Below are 17,508 nucleotides of genomic sequence, written 5' to 3' on the forward strand. Positions count from 1 at the left end.
TTGGGTTTTCAGCATCCTGCACCTATTCATATGGCGGATATCGTGAGACGGCCTCCGTGAAATCCGATCCGCTGGCCGAGCCGCAGACGACGACCTGTGCCTACCATGCCTTCATGCGGCTCGAGCGGGTGACCGCGCCCGGTGTCCGAAAGGTCGTGCAAGGGGAAATACTCCGTTCGCATCCATAACACAGCCAACGGCCATTTTAAGGCCTCGTTTAAGTTGTTTTTTGCAAGATTATGTAATGTTTACACAAAAGGCAACGATAGGCTGCTGAATTTCACAACCGGCAATAATATGCTTTATAAAACGATCAAATGGACTTGGCAACAGATCCTTGCCGTGCTCGTCTACCCGCCGATGTAAGTATTGAAGTCCATCTTGTGATTGTGATGCAATATCTCGGTAAATCGGCGCATTTCCCCCTCGGTTTCCTGCGCAGACCAGCCCAGCACCGCTGCGCATAACTGGGCGATCTCCCGCAGGCAGTCCGGCGTGATCCGGCCCAGTACGCCCAGCATCGTCCTGCGCAGGATCAGATCGTCCAAATGGAGCACGTCCTCCTCAGCCAATACATAGCGCAGTTCCCCCACGCTGACGTCGGGGAGAGTCGCCAGCCGTTGCCCGGCATCCTTCCCCTCTGCCTCGAGCAGCGCTTCCACTTTGGTGCCGTAGCGTTCAAACAGGCGTACCAACCATTCTTGCCCTACCGGGTAGGCCTCTGCCAGTCCGGCCAGGTAGGTCTCCTTGTCCGCCGCCGTGCGCGGGATCCCTTTGCTGCCCCCGATTTCCAAATCCTCCGTGGAGATCTTGCGCACTGCCCCCAGGCGTTCCAGTGCCATGTCGGCAGCAAGCTCGGAAAACGCTCGGAATGAAGTCCACTTTCCCCCCACCAGCGAAAAAACCGGAATATCCAGCAGTTCCCCCGGCTCACATATCTGCACCTTGTGGTTGCGGCTGATCTGGCCGGTATCGCGCCGCTCAGAGTGCTGCAGCGGGCGCACGCCCGAAAAAGTGTAGACAATATGGTCGCGCTGCAAGTGGATGTGCGGGAAAACGCGCCCGACCAGATCGAAGAAATACCGCACCTCATCTTCCGTGATGACTACGTCGTCCGGGTCGTCGACCAGAATATCGGAGGTTCCGATCATTACTTTGTCTAACAGCGGAAAGATCAACACAATCCGTCCGTCTTTGTTCTCAAAAAAGAACTCGTTCTCGCCGATCGCCTGCCGCAGTTTTGGATGATCCACCACCAGGTGCGAGCCTTTTGTCCCGCTGATGAAGGCGGTCCTTTGCCCCATGCGGGCGTTGACCAGATCGATCCACGGACCTGCCGCATTGATAAGGATTTTTGGACGTAACTCGAAAATCTCTCCACTCACATCATCTCTCAGTGTGACACTCGTTTCGTGAGATGAAACCATCCCGACGTAATTGATGCTCACCGCCCGCTCGTTCTCAGATTGGGCATCTTTCAGGACTTCAATCGCTATCCGTTCGGGGGAGTGCATGGCGCCATCGTAATAGGTGCCGGTATAGATAACCTTGGGGTCGAGGGCAGGGAACAGGGCCAGCGATTCCTTCCGGTTGCGGAAGACATGTTTGGGCACGGTCTTCTGCTTGCGGGTATAGTAGTCGTACAACAGCATCCCGATCTTGATTACCACCGCCCCGCGCTCGGCCGGCTTATCGAGTAAGCCCAAAAACTTGAGCGGTGCATTGAACAATCCGGAAAACAACTTGAAAATCGGGAAAGTGGTCGGCAGAGGCTTCACCATGTGAGGCATCTTCTCAAGTAACAGATTCCGTTCCCGGACAGCCTCTCGCACCAGATGGAATTCTCCGTTCTCCAGATAGCGGATACCCCCGTGCACCATGTGAGAGGAAGCCGCGCTCGCACCGCTGCAGTAATCTCCCCGATCGACCAATACGACGTCGACACCTTGCAAGGCCAAATCTCTAAAGGTACCGATACCGTTGATGCCGGCACCTATGATGAGGACGCTGACGTCGGGGTTGTTCCGCAGTATTTGCAGCCGCTCATGTCGTGGTCGCATGATTCTTTTTTACTCTACCCAGTCGAATGTGCGCGTGACCGCTTTTTTCCATTGCGCATACAGCTCGGTTCTGGTGTTGCTGTCCAGATCGGGCTGCCATGTTTTATCCACCCGCCAGTTTTTTGTCATTTCCTGCTTGCTTTTCCAAAATCCGACCGCATAGCCGGCGGCGTAGGCGGCTCCCAGGGCAGTCGTTTCCGGTACGACCGGACGTATAACCGGCACACCTAAAACATCCGCCTGAAACTGCATGAGCAAATCGTTCTGCACCATGCCGCCATCCACTTTGAGCGCCTTCAATTCGACGCCCGAATCGGCGTTCATCGCGTCGAGAACCTCACGGGTTTGGAAAGCAGTCGCCTCCAGAACTGCCCGGGCAATGTGCCCGCGATTGACAAAACGTGTCAAACCGACGATTACCCCACGCGCATCGGAGCGCCAGTAAGGGGCAAACAGCCCCGAAAACGCAGGCACGAAATAGATCCCGCCGTTATCGTCCACCGTTTTGGCCAGATTTTCGATCTCGGGGGCAGAATCGATCATTTTCAAGTTGTCCCGCAGCCACTGTACCAAAGCCCCCGTGATTGCGATCGATCCCTCCAGGGCGTAGGATGGTTTTTCATCGCCGAACTGGTAGCACAAGGTCGTCAACAAGCCATGCTTGGATTGAACGATCTCTTCGCCTGTATTCAAGAGCATGAAGCAGCCGGTGCCGTAGGTGTTTTTCGCTTCCCCCGGCTCAAAGCAGGTCTGCCCCACGGTGGCAGCCTGCTGGTCGCCCAGATCACCGGAGATCTTGACAACACCCCGAAACGGTCCCGTGTCCAGGGTGTGTCCGTAGATTTCGGAAGATGAGCATATCTTCGGGAGCATCTCTTTGGGGATGGCCATCGCTTCGCAGATATTTTCGTTCCAATCCAGGGTTTTCAAATCCATCAGCATGGTACGGCTGGCATTGGTGACGTCGGTGATGTGTTTACCACCATTGACTCCGCCGGTCAGGTTCCAAATCAGCCAGGTGTCCATATTGCCAAACAGCGCTCTGCCTTCAGATGCCGCCTGGCGAACACCTTCGACGTTGTCCAGCATCCATTTGATCTTGGGCCCGGAAAAGTAAGTGGCCAGCGGTAATCCCACCTGACTTCTAAACCGGTCCATGCCGCCGTCTTCCGCCATCTGGTGGATCAGTTTATCTGTACGCGTATCCTGCCAGACGATGGCGTTATGCAGCGGCTGGCCGGTCACCTTGTCCCAGACCAGGGTAGTCTCACGCTGATTGGTGATGCCGGCGGCGGCGATGTCTTTGGCGTTTGCTCCCGCCTTACGAAGCGCTCCTACGATAACTTCTTCCGTGTTTCGCCAGATTTCTACAGGGTCATGTTCCACCCAGCCGGGTTGAGGGTAGATTTGTTTGTGTTCTACTTGGTGCACCCCAACCGGTTCGCCCTTGTGGTCGAAGATCATACAGCGGGTGCTGGTTGTGCCTTGATCAATGGCGGCGACGTAATGGGTCATAATCAGTACCTTTCAATTCCCCAGATGTTACGAGCGATTCATATCCAACAGGGAATAGAAGCGGATGAAAAAGAGGTAATTCACGCTCGTCGCGAAATGGAAGTGAATCGCCTCTCGTCATATCTTCTTACGGGAGAATATTATCATCAACAAGCCAGTAGACCAATTTTCGTGTTGGATGGCTCATCGCATTCTCCTCGTCCGTTAAAATACCCCGATGCATTCGTGTACTGCTCAATTAGCGCGTTATCACTTTTTGGTTCTCACCTCCTCTGATCGTCAGGAAAGGGCTTCCGGATAAAGAACCTATCTCTCGGTGAACTCAATCCAAAATTGTTTGTGTCGATTTATACACGTTTATGCTGTCACATAGGAGAGGTGGCTGAGCGGCAAATTGAAATCACCTCACTCAGCCAGCCTCGCCTTTGCTTACATCCGCCTCTACCCGAAGGAGTAGAGCGTGTTGCATGCGACCAGGTACCAGGTTACAAACAGTGTGTTTATGGCCGCACCGACATATATCTTTCCCGTCTTCCGAAAGTAGTAGGTCGATACGAGAGCGATGGCCGGTACAATGGCAAACAACGCCAGTCCATTGATCAACCCCAATCCGCCAGGACCGAAGTTGGACGGAGCACCAAAGAACGTCAATGGAATGTAGTATCGAGCTTCCAGGATCAAAAACCCGATCAAGAGCATGAAGACATTCACGAGCATTTCTCGGGCGAAGCTCGCTTTGCCGTTTTTGGGTCGTAACGTCCCGTGAAGCACAACCGCCAATGGGAAGAAGTAGATCGCGAGTGGGATCACGTAGGCGAACATCACCAGGAAGTGCCGGAAATCCGTGGTTTTGAGGGTTACTACCCAGAAACGGAAGTCCACCTTCAACAGCGCGGTGATGACAGACAGGATCAGATAACCGATCGAGATGACGGTCAGCGCCAGCAGGAAGGACTTGCCGATCTTCTTCCAATCGAAGCCAACGCCATCCCACATGAAACCATAGTTGACACCTGTTGCCCCAGCCTTCTTCCCAATTGCGTAGTAGCCGACGACGAGCATCAGGATCGTCAAAAGACCCACTACGAAGAGCCACCCGACGAATCCGGTTGTCACAGGCTCTAAGTGGAATGGATTCGGCATGAAGAATTTAAGGAAGAGCCACATCAAAGTAACGGGGCCAAGCGCGGCGGTAATGATGGCAAACACCCACCACATCGTGCCGACATTGCCTTTGTACTCTGGAATGCGGTCCTTGAGGGTGCCGAAGTAGGATGTCTTCAACAGGACACCTCCCATCCCCATCAGGAAAATGACGAAACCGACGAACGCTGTCCCCGTTCCGAGAACCTTTAGCGGCCAAATTTGGCTTGAAGCCGGGATATCCTTGCCGCCTTTAAGCGTCATTCCGAACCAGGTAATCGCATTCCCGATAGAGGTCGGATCATCTGTAGAAATCGGATGATCACCCCAGTGGAAGTAGAAAATCCTCGCCGTTCCGGCTTCGATGGACCCGTAGAGATGACCCGGGATCACGGGCTGATCTGTGCCATAGGCCGCCATGGCGGCCGGCATGTTGGGAATTTCAGCTCCGTTGGGAGCGCCAAAGTTCGGTGGAACCTCGGTGTGCTTGCCCACGCTGATGGCCCAGTTCGTGAGCTCGGGGCATGAATCTGTGCAGCCGGAATCCATAAAGAACAACGCCCGATATGCGCCAGGATTCTGCTGGGCAGCGGCATCGATCGCACTGCCGCCCATCGACATCCCGATCATGCCTACATTATCGGGGTCCACGATGTCCAGGCTCCGAAGGAATCTGAGTCCATCGGAAGCCCCGATGCCGTTCAAAGAAGGCGTGCCCATTGGCGCTTTGGGTGTGTTGGATTTGTCTGATAGGCCGTGGTTGTCGAGATCCATGGCCAGGACGACGTACCCGCGGCGTGCGAGTTCCAGGGCTGTGTTTGCCATGTATTCCTTGCTGTTGTTAAAGCCATGGGTAGCCAACACGGCTGGGGCGGGGTGACCAGTTGTAACACCATCCGGAATCCAAAGGTAACCAACGTAGTAGCCGTTATAGACGCCGTAGAACCTTACCTCGCGAATCTTCGCTGCGCCTTCACCTGTTTGCACCCATCCGGCTAAAAGGCTGCCAATCAGGATTAATAGAAGCGCTATGATCAAGGTTCGCATTGGCTTGCTTTTTTCTTCAGACATGGCCTATCTCCTTTACGAATAATCGGCTTTACATCATTAGTGCGTTCATGTTCTCGCAATATTCAACACCTCCCCGGCCTGGCTTTCCTTCTGACTGAATGGCATTCGCATTGAGAAATTCAAGGATGATGGGAAACTGATAGATGACTTCACCTCCGCGGCGATCCTGTTTTCTGGCGTAGTGATCCCGCAACAGAGCTTCCGGCAATAAGTGCAATCTGAAAATTGTACTTATTGCCGTCAACCCTGCCGGCCTATCTGACGATCGGGTTGATCTCCCCGACTTCAGATTTGGGCCACGCATCAATTTTTAACCGGCTGCCATCCCCGGCGACGATCCCTTTCATACCCCAACCACGGAACCGGCAGCCAGGAACCAGATGGCCATCATGGCGATGACCAACGCCCCCAGGTAGATCCGTCCCGTTCGCCGGAAGAACCAGGTGAGCATGAAGAGCAGCACGACAAATTCAGGGATGTATACCCAAAGCATCAGGATCCAGATGGCAAAGGGCGCTCCGACCGTACCTGTTAATCCCCAGAACGGTCCCGTACCAGCCAGCATCCACGGGATGTACTGAAGCGCCCAGACCAGGAAGAGACCCATCAGGCCCGCATAGAGGTTCTTGAGCCACCACATCCACAGGGACTTATTCGGTGTGCTGTATTCCGGCTGGCGGGCCTGACCGAACAAGAACACTCCGCCATTGATCAGGAAGAAAAGCAGCGCCGGGATCAGGTAGATCAAGAACAAGCCTACACGCTGCGGTGTTTGAAATTCGCGCATGTATGGCCAGGCGAATCGGAATTCCTCTCCCAAAGCCCACCGTGAGATTCCCGCCAGGACGTACATCCAAAGGAACAGGATTACACCCAGCAAGAGGGTCTTCCCCAGGATGCCCCAATCAAACCTCGTTTTTTCCTTATCGAAGCTTACGCCCAGCTCGTAGGTGGTGACGCCTTCCTTTTTGGCTGATGTCCGGTACCAGAGGTAGATCAGAACTGCGGCAACAACGGCATTGATCAAGAACCAGAGCGCCGTTCCGTTGCCCATCAGCAGTTTCATGAAGGGAAGTTTTTCCAGGACGTCCCCCTTGTAGGCAAAAAACAGCCAGAACACACCGCCGAGGAGCGCGTTGATCGTGGCGAAAATCCACCACTTTCCTTTCGAAGCCACATATCCTGTCGGCATCGGTTGAGCTACAGGGGAGAAGTACGCCGTACTCAAAAGCAGATTGGTCAGCGGGATCAATGAGGCGATTGCACCCAGCAGCGCGATCAGGCCGAATATCTCTTTGAACATGTAGACCTGGCTCGAGGGTTCGATCCAGTGTGCATCTTTTGCGCCATCCATGAGCGAAAGGCGGAACCAGTCTACGGCCTCCGCTACGGCTCGTGGCGAGAGCGACATGAGATGGTGATCTCCCCAGATCAATGCGGCTCTACGGGCGGTTCCGTCCTCGAAATTCCCATACGTTGTGTCCCATTCAACCGGAGCTGAGAGGCCGAAATCCGCGGGATTTACAGGAATTAACGCTTCCATGGAGTTGGTGAACTCGGCCATCGTAGGCTTCAGGAAAAGGACGTCGCTGTTATCGGGTGTACCCGTTCCGCCATCTTGGGAGACGATCGCCTTGACATCACCGTTGGCATCGGCGATTGCGAATGCCGTAACCCCGCCCATGGAGTGTCCCGTCGCCCCCATTTCGGACGCATCGACAAAAGGCAGGCTCTTCAAGTAGAGATAGGCCGGATTGAGGCCCATCCCTCCCAGCGGATCACCAAAGAAACGTCCGAAATTGAAGGCGCCTTCGGAGTCGCCATGCCCAAGGCCGTCGGTCGCAAGCACAACGAAGCCGCGTCTTGCGAGTTCTACGGAATATCCTGCTTGAACATCCTTATCGTTTTGATAGCCATGCATATTAATGACGGCTGGTGCTGGATTTTCTGCAGTGACCCACGTCGGACGATAGAGTTTCGCAGCGATCGTTTCGCCCGAAGGCCCAATAATCCTGATGAACCTGATGTCGATCTTGCCGAAGTCCCGCTCAAGATAATGAGCCATTACAGCCGAGAATGTGATGATGACCAGGATGATGAGCAACCCGTACCAATTCTTTCGAACTTTGTTTTCCATCGTATCCTCCTCCTCATGAAATTGGGTGAATAAGCCCTCTGGGCAATATGCCAGGCATTATTATTGTAGAAATAGTGCGCACACAATGTCAATCAATGTGCACAAACGTGCATATTTTTGTCGTCATTTCATCCTGTCCGCTGGGATATTTTTCATAAAGGTTGTACATCCGTGCAGACTCATGTATAAAAATGATTAAGGTGAAAGATGACAGAAGCGCAAAAAGTAGCAAATGCTATCCGCGCCGCCCGGATGTACTATTACCAAAATCTCACCACCGGTGTGATTGCGAAGGAAATGAACGTTTCCCGCTCGACGATATCCCGGCTGCTGGGTTTTGCCAGATTAAAAGGGCTGGTGGATATCCGGATCATTGAACCGACGGATCTGCCTGATCGGCTGGCCAATGCTTTGGTCGATGAATTTGGCATTGAGAAAATCCACGTTGTACATGCCCCCGAAATCGCTGGAGAGGCGGAATGGCTGGAAAGGGTTGCCCAATATACGGCAAACTATCTCAACACGAAATTTGATTCCAACATGATCTTGGGTATCGCCTGGGGTACCACCATGACGGCCATTTCAAAGCATCTGCTGCGAAAAACGACCCATAACAGCCAGATCGTACAGCTGAACGGGGCCGGGAATACCCAGTCCATGGGCATCGGTTACGCCAGCCAGATTATTATGCGGTTTTCTGACAATTATCGGGCGCGGGCCCATTTATTTCCTGTGCCCACATTCTTCGATTATGCGGAAACCAAACAAGCATTGTGGCGGGAGGGAAGCATCAGGCGCATCCTGGATTTGCAATCCAAGACGGATTTATTGTTGTACAGCATCGGGGCGGTCAATGCCGGAATTCCAAGCCATGTGTACAGCGGCGGCTACCTGACGGAAGTAGATTACAAGGAATTAGAAAAATACAATATCGCGGGTGATATTGCCACGGTATTCTTCAAAGAGGATGGCAGCTTTGAAAATATTCCCATAAACAAAAGGGCCAGCGGACCAAACTTGGGATTATTCCAACAGAAACACGGGATTTGTGTCGTCTCAGGATTGGCCAAAGTAAAAGGACTCTATGCGGCACTCAAAGGAAAACTGATGTCTGAGTTGATAGTTGATGAACCTACCGCCAGAAAATTGGTGGATAGTTATCTATAACCCCGCCGGGCGGGAATCGTATTTCTTCCTTCGACAAGAGTTGAATTAAATCTTTCCTCGTTATCCCACAATGCTCCCCGCATGCCACGATTTCTTGATGGAAACCTGTTGATGCGAACGCTAGGGACGTCGTTTGCGGAGTTGATCGAGCATGATCGCGGTTACGATGACCAAACCCTGTACGGCTTGCAGCCAGTAGGCCGAGACACCAACGAGCACCAGGCCGTTGCGCAGCACCTGCATCACCACGGTTCCAATCAGTACGCCCAGGATTGTACCTTCTCCACCCATGAGGCTGGTGCCGCCGACTACCGCAGCGGCGATGACATCCAGTTCATAGCCGTACGCAGCCGTAGGCGCAGCTACGCCCAGGCGCGCCGTCATGAGCACACCGCCGATAGCAGTAAGCAGCCCACACAGAGAATAAACCATGATCTTGACACTATCCGTGTTGATGCCGGAGAGGCGCGTGGCCGTCTCGCTGCCTCCGACGGCGTATATTCGGTAACCCCAAACGGTCCGGTTAAGGAATACTGCAGAGATCGTGGCGAAGACGAGAGTGAAGATGAGTGGTAAAGGTACGCCGATTGTGCCAATGGGAATATCGTGCTGTCCGAGATACCGGAAAGAGGGGTCTAATTCACGTACCGGCCAACCGCCCGTTAATCCGTAACAAAGTCCGCGAGCCATGAGCAGCGTGCCTAGCGTAGCGATAAATGGGGGCAGTTTACCCTTGGTAATCATCAAGCCATTCGCAATCCCGACCAACAAACCTGCCACCAGACCCCCGATCACCGCGACCGGGACGGGTATCCCCTCAGCCAACAGCATGGCGCTGGCCAGGCCCGAAAGGCCCATGACTGAGCCTACGGATAGATCAATCCCGGCAGTGATGATCACCATGCATTGCCCGAAGGCGCTGAGCGCGATCCAGGAGAACGCCCGCAGGATATTGAATATATTCGTGCTGGTGAGAAAAGTGTCGGTGTAAAGCGAGAGAAATACCACCAAGACCAATAAAATCAGCGCCACACCGAATTCTTGCCGGCCGACGATCCTTCGCCAGGTAGTTCCGCGAGCCCGTATCTGGATATCTTCGCTCCTTGCCGTGTTTATGGTGCTCACGTTGTTTCTCCTTTCGGCGCGCCCTCCGAGATAATGTCGTTATCCAGTTCTCCGCTTGCGTAGGCGATGATTCGTTCTTGTGTGGCATCCTTGCGGTCTAAAATTGCCGCAACTCTTCCTTCCGACATCACCAGGACTCGATCGCTCATTCCCAGGATTTCCGGCAGCTCGGATGAGATCATGATGATGCCGATTCCCGAGGCCGCCAATTTACTCATCAACGCATGGACCTCGGCCTTCGCGCCGACATCGATACCGCGCGTGGGTTCGTCCATGATCAAGATTTTGGGATCCGAGGCCAACCACTTGGCGAGGACCACCTTCTGCTGGTTGCCGCCGGAGAGGAACATCGCCTTCTGCTCTAAATAGGGCGTGCGGATGCTCAGTTTGTCGACATACTCCTGAGCTGTTTCCCGAATCGCACCCTGCTGAACCCAACCGAAACTGGCATGTTCTCCAAGCGTCGGCAGAACGATGTTCTCCGAAACGGCCATCCTGAGGACGAGTCCTTGTAACCCACGGTCCTCGGGAACCAGCCCAATACCAGCTCTTACGGCGTCGACGGGGGAACGAATGTTCAACGGGACGCCTTGGAACAGGATTTCTCCAGCTTCCTTTCGATCAGCGCCGAAGATCAAGCGCGCTGTTTCCGTTCGTCCGGCGCCAACGAGGCCGGCGAAACCCAGGATCTCGCCTTTATGTAGGGTGAAACTCACGTCTTTGACCTGATCCCCGCCCGTCAAGCCCCGTACTTCCAACAGCGGCGCTCCGATCTCCGCCTCCTTCTTCTGGAACATGTCCGCCACCAACTCGCGGCCCACCATCAAGTGAATGATCACTTCGGTCGTCGCCTCTTGGATCGATAAACCGCCCACAAACCTGCCGTCCCGCAGGACCACAACGCGATCGGCGATGCGGAACACCTCTTCCAGGCGGTGTGTGATAAAGATGACGGCAATGCCTTGTTTTTTCAATGATTCGATAATGCCGAATAATGTATCAACTTCATCCTCACCCAGCGCCGAAGTGGGCTCGTCCATGATGATGATACGGGCATCAACGGCCAAGGCCTTGGCAACTTCGACCATTTGTTGTGCGGCGACGGATAAATCCTGGATGAGCGTGGAAGAAGATATTCGTGCGCCAACGCGCTCCAGATACATCTGTGCTTCTTTTTCCATCCGACGACGATCGACAAAGTTGAGGATCCGTCCCACGCCGCGCTCGCGAGGTTCGCGAGTGATGAAGATGTTCGCCGCCGCACTTTGATTGGGAGTCAGGTTGAATTCCTGGTAGATGATAGAAATGTTTAATTCCTGTGCGTGATGTGGGTTTTCGATCTCGATCTCTTTTCCGTCCAGCAAGATCTTCCCGGAATCTTTCCGGTATGCCCCACAGAGGATTTTCATCAACGTCGATTTTCCGGCCCCATTTTCACCAACGAGCGCAACGACTTCACCAGCCGCGACTTCAAAATCTACATTTTTCAACGCCTGGACCCCGGGGAATGCCTTGGATATGTCCTTCATCACGAGTAAGGATTCTTGTTTTTCGGGCAAGGTGTACTCCAATATCGGGGGTTGTGGTGCGGGGTTATCCCCGCACCACAAATTGTTTGGATAATGTATCAGGCATAGATGCTTATCGCAACGTTGCTCCAGGTAACGACTGCAACGAGCACCTCAGCCCAACACTCATTCCAAACATGCGTAAGGATCGGGCAGATCTTGGGTGAAGTCGCTCGATGCCCACATCTCGGCCATGACGTCCACGTTGCACTCGGTCACGATGTCCATGCCGGAGTCGGTCCAGTCATCGTACGTGGCGCCGGAGACGATGTAGTCGTAGATCATCTGCACCGTGTCGTAGCCCCAGCCCCAGTATTTCTGTCCGACCAGGCCCTGGATGTAGCCGTCCTGCATGAACTCCAGCTGCACCGGCAGCGTGTCGAAAGCGATGGTGACCAGGCCGTTGTTCAGCGCCGCGTCCTCCCAGAGAGGCATAGAGCCGCGCTCGGCGAACAGCGGCCACAGGCCAACCAGGAACCAGCCATCCAGGTCGGGATGTGCCTGCATGGTTTCCTCGATCACCTGCACGCCCAGGTTGATGTCGTCGTTGCAGTAGACGGTCGAGACGATCTCGATGCCGGGGTAGTCGGCCACGCCGTCCTGGAAGCCGCGGATGCGCTCCTCCAGGTTGAAGGCGCCGGGGACGCCGGTCAGCAGGGCCACTTTGCCTTCCTCGCCCATGAATTTCACGAGCAACTCGGCAGCGGCCAAACCGCCCTGGTAGTTGTCCACGCCCAGGTAGGTGAAGCGGTCGCTGTCCGGAGAGTCTGAATCCCAGGTCATCACGGGGATGCCGGCGGCGACGGCCTTGTTGATGGGGTCTTCGCAGGCGGTCGGATCGTTGCAGGAGATGCCGATGGCGTCGACGCCCTTGGCGATCACGTCTTCCATGACCCGGGTTTGCTCAGCAGCATCCGAGGCCACGGAACCCACGTAATCGACGGTCACATCGACGCCGGTCGAGGCGCTCAGCTCTTCGGCTTTCTTGAAGGCGCCATCGCGCCCGACCTCGAAGACCGGGTTGTTCAACGCCTTGGGGATCCAGGCGATGGTCAGCGATTCTAATCCGGCATCGCTGGGCGCTTCGGTTTTCTTCGCACACCCTGCCAATGCAGCGACGAGAATTATAGCGAGGGCAATTATCACGAAAAGATAGGTCTTTCTCCGCATCTCTTCCTCCTTGGGTAAAGAGACTTTAGATTACTCACCGAGTACGACGATCATAAAGGACTCTTCCACCTCCTTAATATAATATTTTCAAAGCGGAACTCGAAATTGGATGTGTTTCGGAAAGCCTCTCGGCCCGGGTATCGTGAGCGGATGTACATAGTGTATAGAATCGATGCGCGGGCATCAATGCCTGTACCCCCAATAGAGGCATGGGATAACTCATGCTTTATGCGTAGGATATCCCCTTTCCTCCCATATACTCGGCTTTATAACTGCGTCTCATCCGTGATTTCAGGCTATACTGCAAGGGAAATAGGCTGTAGGCTGCGGGATGAGAAATCCCCCAAGAACCTTCGTTCGATCCATATTCATCTTGTCTTCCATCCGCTTAATCCTGAAGGTTTGACGATATGACCTATACATTAGTAGAATGGAAACATGGCCGAGGTCCGCATTATTCTGGCTGATGATCATGCCATCGTACGCGCAGGTATCCGCAATGCGCTGCAAGAGATGGATGATCTGGTAATCGTCGCCGAAGTGGGCGACGGTCCTTCACTTTTCAAAGCACTGTCGGAGACAGAGGCGGATTGCGTTTTAATCGATGTCACGATGCCAGACTTCGATCCCATTCCTTCCATAGAAAAAATCCGCTCTCGCTATCCGGTGATGAAGGTTCTTGTCGTCAGCGCCTATGACGACGACTTCTATGTACAGGGTCTGCTGGGGGCCGGGGTTAATGGATATCATCTCAAGGATCAACCGCTTAGCGATCTGCGTCTGGCTGTACAACGTGTGCTGGACGGCGGACGGTGGTTGTCCGGATCGTTGATCGATAAATTGATCAGCTACGGGGAATCGACCGTTCAGGCGCCAGCCCTGACCACCCGTCAGCGCGAGATCTTGAGATTTCTGCAGCAAGGGTTGGACAATCAATCCATCGCGCGTGAAGCCGGATTGAGTGTCGGCACTGTCGAAAACCATCTCACCCGTATTTACCGGCAGCTCAACGTGCAGAGTCGGTTGGAAGCGGTACGCTTTGTGATCGACCATCCGGAGGTGCTTGCCTCACCCGGCCAAGCAGCTGTGGACGGCGCGAGTTTTCCCGAGATCCCTGCCGGAGAGGGGATTACGTTATTGCTGGTGGACGATAATGCACGCTACCGCTGCGAACTACGTCGTATGATCGGCCGGGTGTGCCCCCATGCTTTAGTTTACGAAGCTGAGAACACGCGTGAAGCGGTGAATTTAGTTGAACGTGTGACCCCACAATTGGTATTCATCGATGTCATTTTACGGGAAGAAAACGGTATCAGTTGTTTGCGCCGCATCAAGGCGATCTCGCCACAATTGCGCGTCGTCCTGATCAGCGCCTATCCGGATCGGGAGTTCCACAAGTCGGGTGTGGACGCCGGCGCCATCGCTTTCATCGACAAGAAAAATTTGGACGCTGATACGCTGCATCAGATGATAAGTGATGTCGTTTTATAGCGGATCAAGATCTCCCAGACGCTGTACTCCTTCTCGAATACTTTGGTGTTGGATCAAGTGGTTATGCAGTTGCCAGCGAAGTTGAATAATTCTCTCTCGTTGAGTTCGATCGTTCGGTTCTGGCGTCACTTGGTCCAGCGACGTGAATTTGCGGTATTGTTGCTGTTTCTCATCCTCTGCACTCTCTTAAGCCTGCTGACAGATACCTTTCTCACTTTCGACAATTTATCGAACCTCGCCCGCAACTTTTCCTGGATCGCGATCATCGCCTTCGGTCAGAGCATGGTGATCATTATTGGTGGTCTCGACATGTCTGTAGGTGCGACGATGGCGTTGGCCGGCCTCATCACCGCATATTGTATGGACGAGAATATCGGCCTGCCGGTGGGTGTTGCCGTGACCTCGGGGCTTTTCGTCGGAGTTCTCGTTGGATGGATTAATGGTTTCATGATCGCTCGCGCGAAGCTTCCATCCTATGTCGTCACCCTGGGCACGATGAGCGTGGTGCGGGGCATTGCGTTCAGCCTGACAGGCGGCTGGCCGGTACGCAATCTGCCGGAGAATTTTCGTGTTATCGGCCAACACGAGATTCAATTCGGTTCGTGGGGAATTCCGGTGCCGTTCCTGTTGACGGTGATGACGGCGCTTGTCGTAGGTTTGTTGCTCGATAAAATGGTGTTGGGCAGGTACGTTCATACACTCAACCGGGGCGAGCGGGCGCTGCTTCTGGCCGGCGTCAACGTTAACCAGGTCACCACGCTGGTTTACACGCTCTGCGGACTTCTGGCGGCATTTGGAGGAATAGTCATGACCGCGCGTCTGGGAGTCGCTGCTCCCACCGCGGCAAGCGGGTACGAACTGGACAGCATCGCCGCTGCGGTCGTTGGCGGCACCAGCTTGTATGGAGGCGAAGGCAGTATCGTGGGTGTGTTGCTTGGCGGTGCCGTACTCCAAACCGTGCGGAATGGACTGGTCCTGCTGGGCTTTCCCGCCTACGGACACACCGTCGCCGTAGGCGCAATGATCCTGGCGGTCATCCTATTGAACTACTGGCGACGTAAACACTAAGACGAGAGACATGACGCAGTTATTGAAGGCGATCGACATCTCGAAAAGCTTCGGCACCTTACCGGTCATCCGGAATGTGAGCCTGGAAATTTCGCCCGGCGAAGTCGTGGGCATTGCCGGACAGAGCGGAGCCGGGAAATCTGCATTGACCATGCTGCTCACAGGCTTTTTGACTCCCGACGAAGGCAAGTTGTTCCTTGAAGGGCAGCAACTGCGCTGGCCGTTCAACGGACGGGCTCTCGGAATCGAGGTTATCCATCAACACCCAGATTTGGCTGAAGACCTCGACGTCAGCAGCAACGTATTTCTGGGAAATGAAATTGGATGGTCGTTGGGGGATGATTGGCTCAAATTCCCCAATCGGCGGCGAATGGCCAAGGAGACGGTCCGTATCCTGACGCAATTAGGGGCCAACCTCGAGGACCCACACGAGATCGTTGCCAATCTTTCGAGCGAGCAACGTCAATTAATTGCGATAGCTCGCGTAATGGTCAATCCATCGAAGTTGATCATCGTTGACAATCCGACGCTTGCGCTCAGCTATCCATACCAGCACAAACTCCTATCGCTCATCGAAAGCTGGCAGCAGCAGGGAATCGCCGTCCTGATCAACAGCGACAACCCCGATCACTTGTTGGCAGTTACCGACCGTATCATCGTTCTGCGGAACGGGCGCTGCGACAACGAGTTCCAAACCGACGACACGAATCGTGAAGAGGTGGTCGCTGCGATGGTGGGAACCATCGACCGTCAACAGCTCACGCCAATCCTCTGGGCGCTGGACAGCTATTATCGTGCTCGTGAGCAGGCTGAAAAGCTGTCCCAGCGACAGGCCATGCTCGAAAAGGGCCTGGCTTCGGGAGAAATGATCAATCGACAGTTCATCAGCCAGTTGGCCAATCAAATCGACGCGCTGGACCAGGTTAACGCGGCGCTGCAAAACGCACAGCGCCGCTTGTTGACCGAACTCGAGCAGGAACGCAAAGGCCTGGCGCGCGAAATCCACGATCAGGTAATCCAGGATATGTTGGGAGTGAATTATCGCCTGGAGGAAATTGAATCCTATGATAATTTGGCGCCCGCGGTAAGAAACGAGCTGTCCAGCCTGCAAGACAGAATTCGCACGCTGGTGGACGACTTGCGCGATATCTGCGGCAACTTGCGCCCGCCGACAATCGACAGTTTGGGTCTGGGACCGGCCATTGGTTCGTACGCGAGAGATTGGACCAGGCGATCCGGAATCCCGGTGACCCTGGATATTGATCCCGAGCTTGGGCGCTTGCCGGAAGCCATCGAGTTGTCGATCTTCCGCATCGTGCAAGAGGGGTTGAATAACGTGCACAAGCATTCCGGCGCCAGCGAATCCAGAGTCGAACTACGGCGCACCCTGCCGCGCACATTGATGCTCTCCGTATCTGATAATGGACAGGGCGTTGACGGCGATTTCGATCTAACCATGCTGCCCGAAAGCGGCCACTATGGACTGTTGGGCATCAGCGAGCGGGTGGTGCTGTTGGGTGGGCGGCTTAAATTGCAGAATAATGAAGACGGCGGCTTGCTGCTCCAGGTTGAGATCCCCCATCCCCGATTGGAAATGACTACCTAGTGAACAACGGATAATCCTATACGGGGAGAAACCTCGTCTGGAAGAATTGCGCATCTTTTTTTCGCTGTAATGGATGATGATGTTAAGTTTTCACAAACGGCAGCGATATACTGCTGCATTTCATGATCGGTAACATTATGATACAAATCGATCTTCGCTAGTGGAGGAATTAGGGGCATTTCGCTGTTCAAACGGCCAGATTATGGGTGAAGTCACAGGAAAGCAACGTGAACGGAGCAATGGATTAAAGAGAAGTTGCATCAGAATTTGGTGCGCATTTAGTTTTCCACCCTACAAGTTTTTCCCCTTGTACGAAATCTCGAACGCCCGGTTCTCAGTGTGATTCTCTTGACAAACGCAAAATAATATGAAATGATCTGGTAACGT

12 protein-coding genes are annotated in these 17,508 nt (G+C 54.0%); 5 read left to right on the forward strand and 7 right to left on the reverse strand.

What is annotated here, in order from left to right; genetic code table 11:
- The first annotated feature begins 56 nt into the window (after positions 1-56).
- Positions 57-188 carry a hypothetical protein gene (locus P8Z34_03020; protein MEJ2549636.1) on the forward strand — a complete coding sequence of 44 codons (132 nt, stop codon included), beginning with the start codon at positions 57-59 and terminating at the stop codon, positions 186-188.
- A 162-nt stretch (positions 189-350) separates the two neighbouring features.
- Here P8Z34_03020 and P8Z34_03025 read toward each other — a convergent pair whose 3' ends face one another.
- The 4 genes from P8Z34_03025 to P8Z34_03040 form a co-directional block, all read right to left on the reverse strand.
- Entirely contained in the window at positions 351-2,060 is a 1,710-nt protein-coding gene (locus tag P8Z34_03025) for a glycerol-3-phosphate dehydrogenase/oxidase (GenBank protein ID MEJ2549637.1), read from the reverse strand.
- Positions 2,061-2,069: 9 nt separating this feature from the next.
- Entirely contained in the window at positions 2,070-3,575 is a 1,506-nt protein-coding gene (glpK, locus tag P8Z34_03030) for a glycerol kinase GlpK (GenBank protein ID MEJ2549638.1), read from the reverse strand.
- A gap of 441 nt (positions 3,576-4,016) precedes the next feature.
- Positions 4,017-5,789 (reverse strand): alpha/beta hydrolase, encoded by a 1,773-nt coding sequence (locus P8Z34_03035; GenBank protein ID MEJ2549639.1) that lies wholly within the window; start codon positions 5,787-5,789, stop codon positions 4,017-4,019.
- Between the two features lie 343 nt (positions 5,790-6,132).
- Positions 6,133-7,926 (reverse strand): CocE/NonD family hydrolase, encoded by a 1,794-nt coding sequence (locus tag P8Z34_03040; protein ID MEJ2549640.1) that lies wholly within the window; start codon positions 7,924-7,926, stop codon positions 6,133-6,135.
- A 207-nt stretch (positions 7,927-8,133) separates the two neighbouring features.
- Between P8Z34_03040 and P8Z34_03045 the strand changes: the two genes are divergently transcribed.
- On the forward strand, positions 8,134-9,093 hold the full coding sequence (locus P8Z34_03045) for a sugar-binding domain-containing protein (GenBank protein ID MEJ2549641.1): 960 nt from the start codon (positions 8,134-8,136) through the stop codon (positions 9,091-9,093).
- A 120-nt stretch (positions 9,094-9,213) separates the two neighbouring features.
- Here P8Z34_03045 and P8Z34_03050 read toward each other — a convergent pair whose 3' ends face one another.
- From P8Z34_03050 to P8Z34_03060, 3 genes are all read right to left on the reverse strand, one after another.
- Positions 9,214-10,218 (reverse strand): ABC transporter permease, encoded by a 1,005-nt coding sequence (locus P8Z34_03050; GenBank protein MEJ2549642.1) that lies wholly within the window; start codon positions 10,216-10,218, stop codon positions 9,214-9,216.
- Positions 10,215-11,777, reverse strand: coding sequence for a sugar ABC transporter ATP-binding protein (locus tag P8Z34_03055; GenBank protein ID MEJ2549643.1), 1,563 nt, complete (start codon positions 11,775-11,777; stop codon positions 10,215-10,217). Before P8Z34_03055 ends, P8Z34_03050 begins: the two co-directional genes overlap by 4 nt.
- Before the next feature lie 135 nt (positions 11,778-11,912).
- Positions 11,913-12,956, reverse strand: a complete 1,044-nt coding sequence (locus P8Z34_03060) for a sugar-binding protein (GenBank protein ID MEJ2549644.1) — start codon at positions 12,954-12,956, stop codon at positions 11,913-11,915.
- Between the two features lie 438 nt (positions 12,957-13,394).
- On the opposite strand from P8Z34_03060, the gene P8Z34_03065 reads away from it, so the two are divergent.
- From P8Z34_03065 to P8Z34_03075, 3 genes are all read left to right on the forward strand, one after another.
- Positions 13,395-14,447 carry a response regulator gene (locus P8Z34_03065; protein ID MEJ2549645.1) on the forward strand — a complete coding sequence of 351 codons (1,053 nt, stop codon included), beginning with the start codon at positions 13,395-13,397 and terminating at the stop codon, positions 14,445-14,447.
- A 63-nt stretch (positions 14,448-14,510) separates the two neighbouring features.
- On the forward strand, positions 14,511-15,515 hold the full coding sequence (locus tag P8Z34_03070; protein ID MEJ2549646.1) for an ABC transporter permease: 1,005 nt from the start codon (positions 14,511-14,513) through the stop codon (positions 15,513-15,515).
- Between the two features lie 10 nt (positions 15,516-15,525).
- Entirely contained in the window at positions 15,526-17,121 is a 1,596-nt protein-coding gene (locus P8Z34_03075; GenBank protein MEJ2549647.1) for an ATP-binding cassette domain-containing protein, read from the forward strand.
- Positions 17,122-17,508: the final 387 nt, after the last annotated feature.

It is taken from the genome of Anaerolineales bacterium, assembly GCA_037382465.1.
Lineage (GTDB): Bacteria > Chloroflexota > Anaerolineae > Anaerolineales > E44-bin32 > WVZH01.

Bases quoted from the DNA above. Each gene is read 5' to 3' on its own strand.
- P8Z34_03025 (MEJ2549637.1), bottom strand. From the start codon at position 2,060: ATGCGACCACGACATGAGCGGCTGCAAATACTGCGGAACAACCCCGAC.
- glpK (MEJ2549638.1), bottom strand. From the start codon at position 3,575: ATGACCCATTACGTCGCCGCCATTGATCAAGGCACAACCAGCACCCGC.
- P8Z34_03035 (MEJ2549639.1), bottom strand. From the start codon at position 5,789: ATGTCTGAAGAAAAAAGCAAGCCAATGCGAACCTTGATCATAGCGCTT.
- P8Z34_03040 (MEJ2549640.1), bottom strand. From the start codon at position 7,926: ATGGAAAACAAAGTTCGAAAGAATTGGTACGGGTTGCTCATCATCCTG.
- P8Z34_03045 (MEJ2549641.1), top strand. From the start codon at position 8,134: ATGACAGAAGCGCAAAAAGTAGCAAATGCTATCCGCGCCGCCCGGATG.
- P8Z34_03060 (MEJ2549644.1), bottom strand. From the start codon at position 12,956: ATGCGGAGAAAGACCTATCTTTTCGTGATAATTGCCCTCGCTATAATT.
- P8Z34_03065 (MEJ2549645.1), top strand. From the start codon at position 13,395: ATGGCCGAGGTCCGCATTATTCTGGCTGATGATCATGCCATCGTACGC.
- P8Z34_03070 (MEJ2549646.1), top strand. From the start codon at position 14,511: ATGCAGTTGCCAGCGAAGTTGAATAATTCTCTCTCGTTGAGTTCGATC.
- P8Z34_03075 (MEJ2549647.1), top strand. From the start codon at position 15,526: ATGACGCAGTTATTGAAGGCGATCGACATCTCGAAAAGCTTCGGCACC.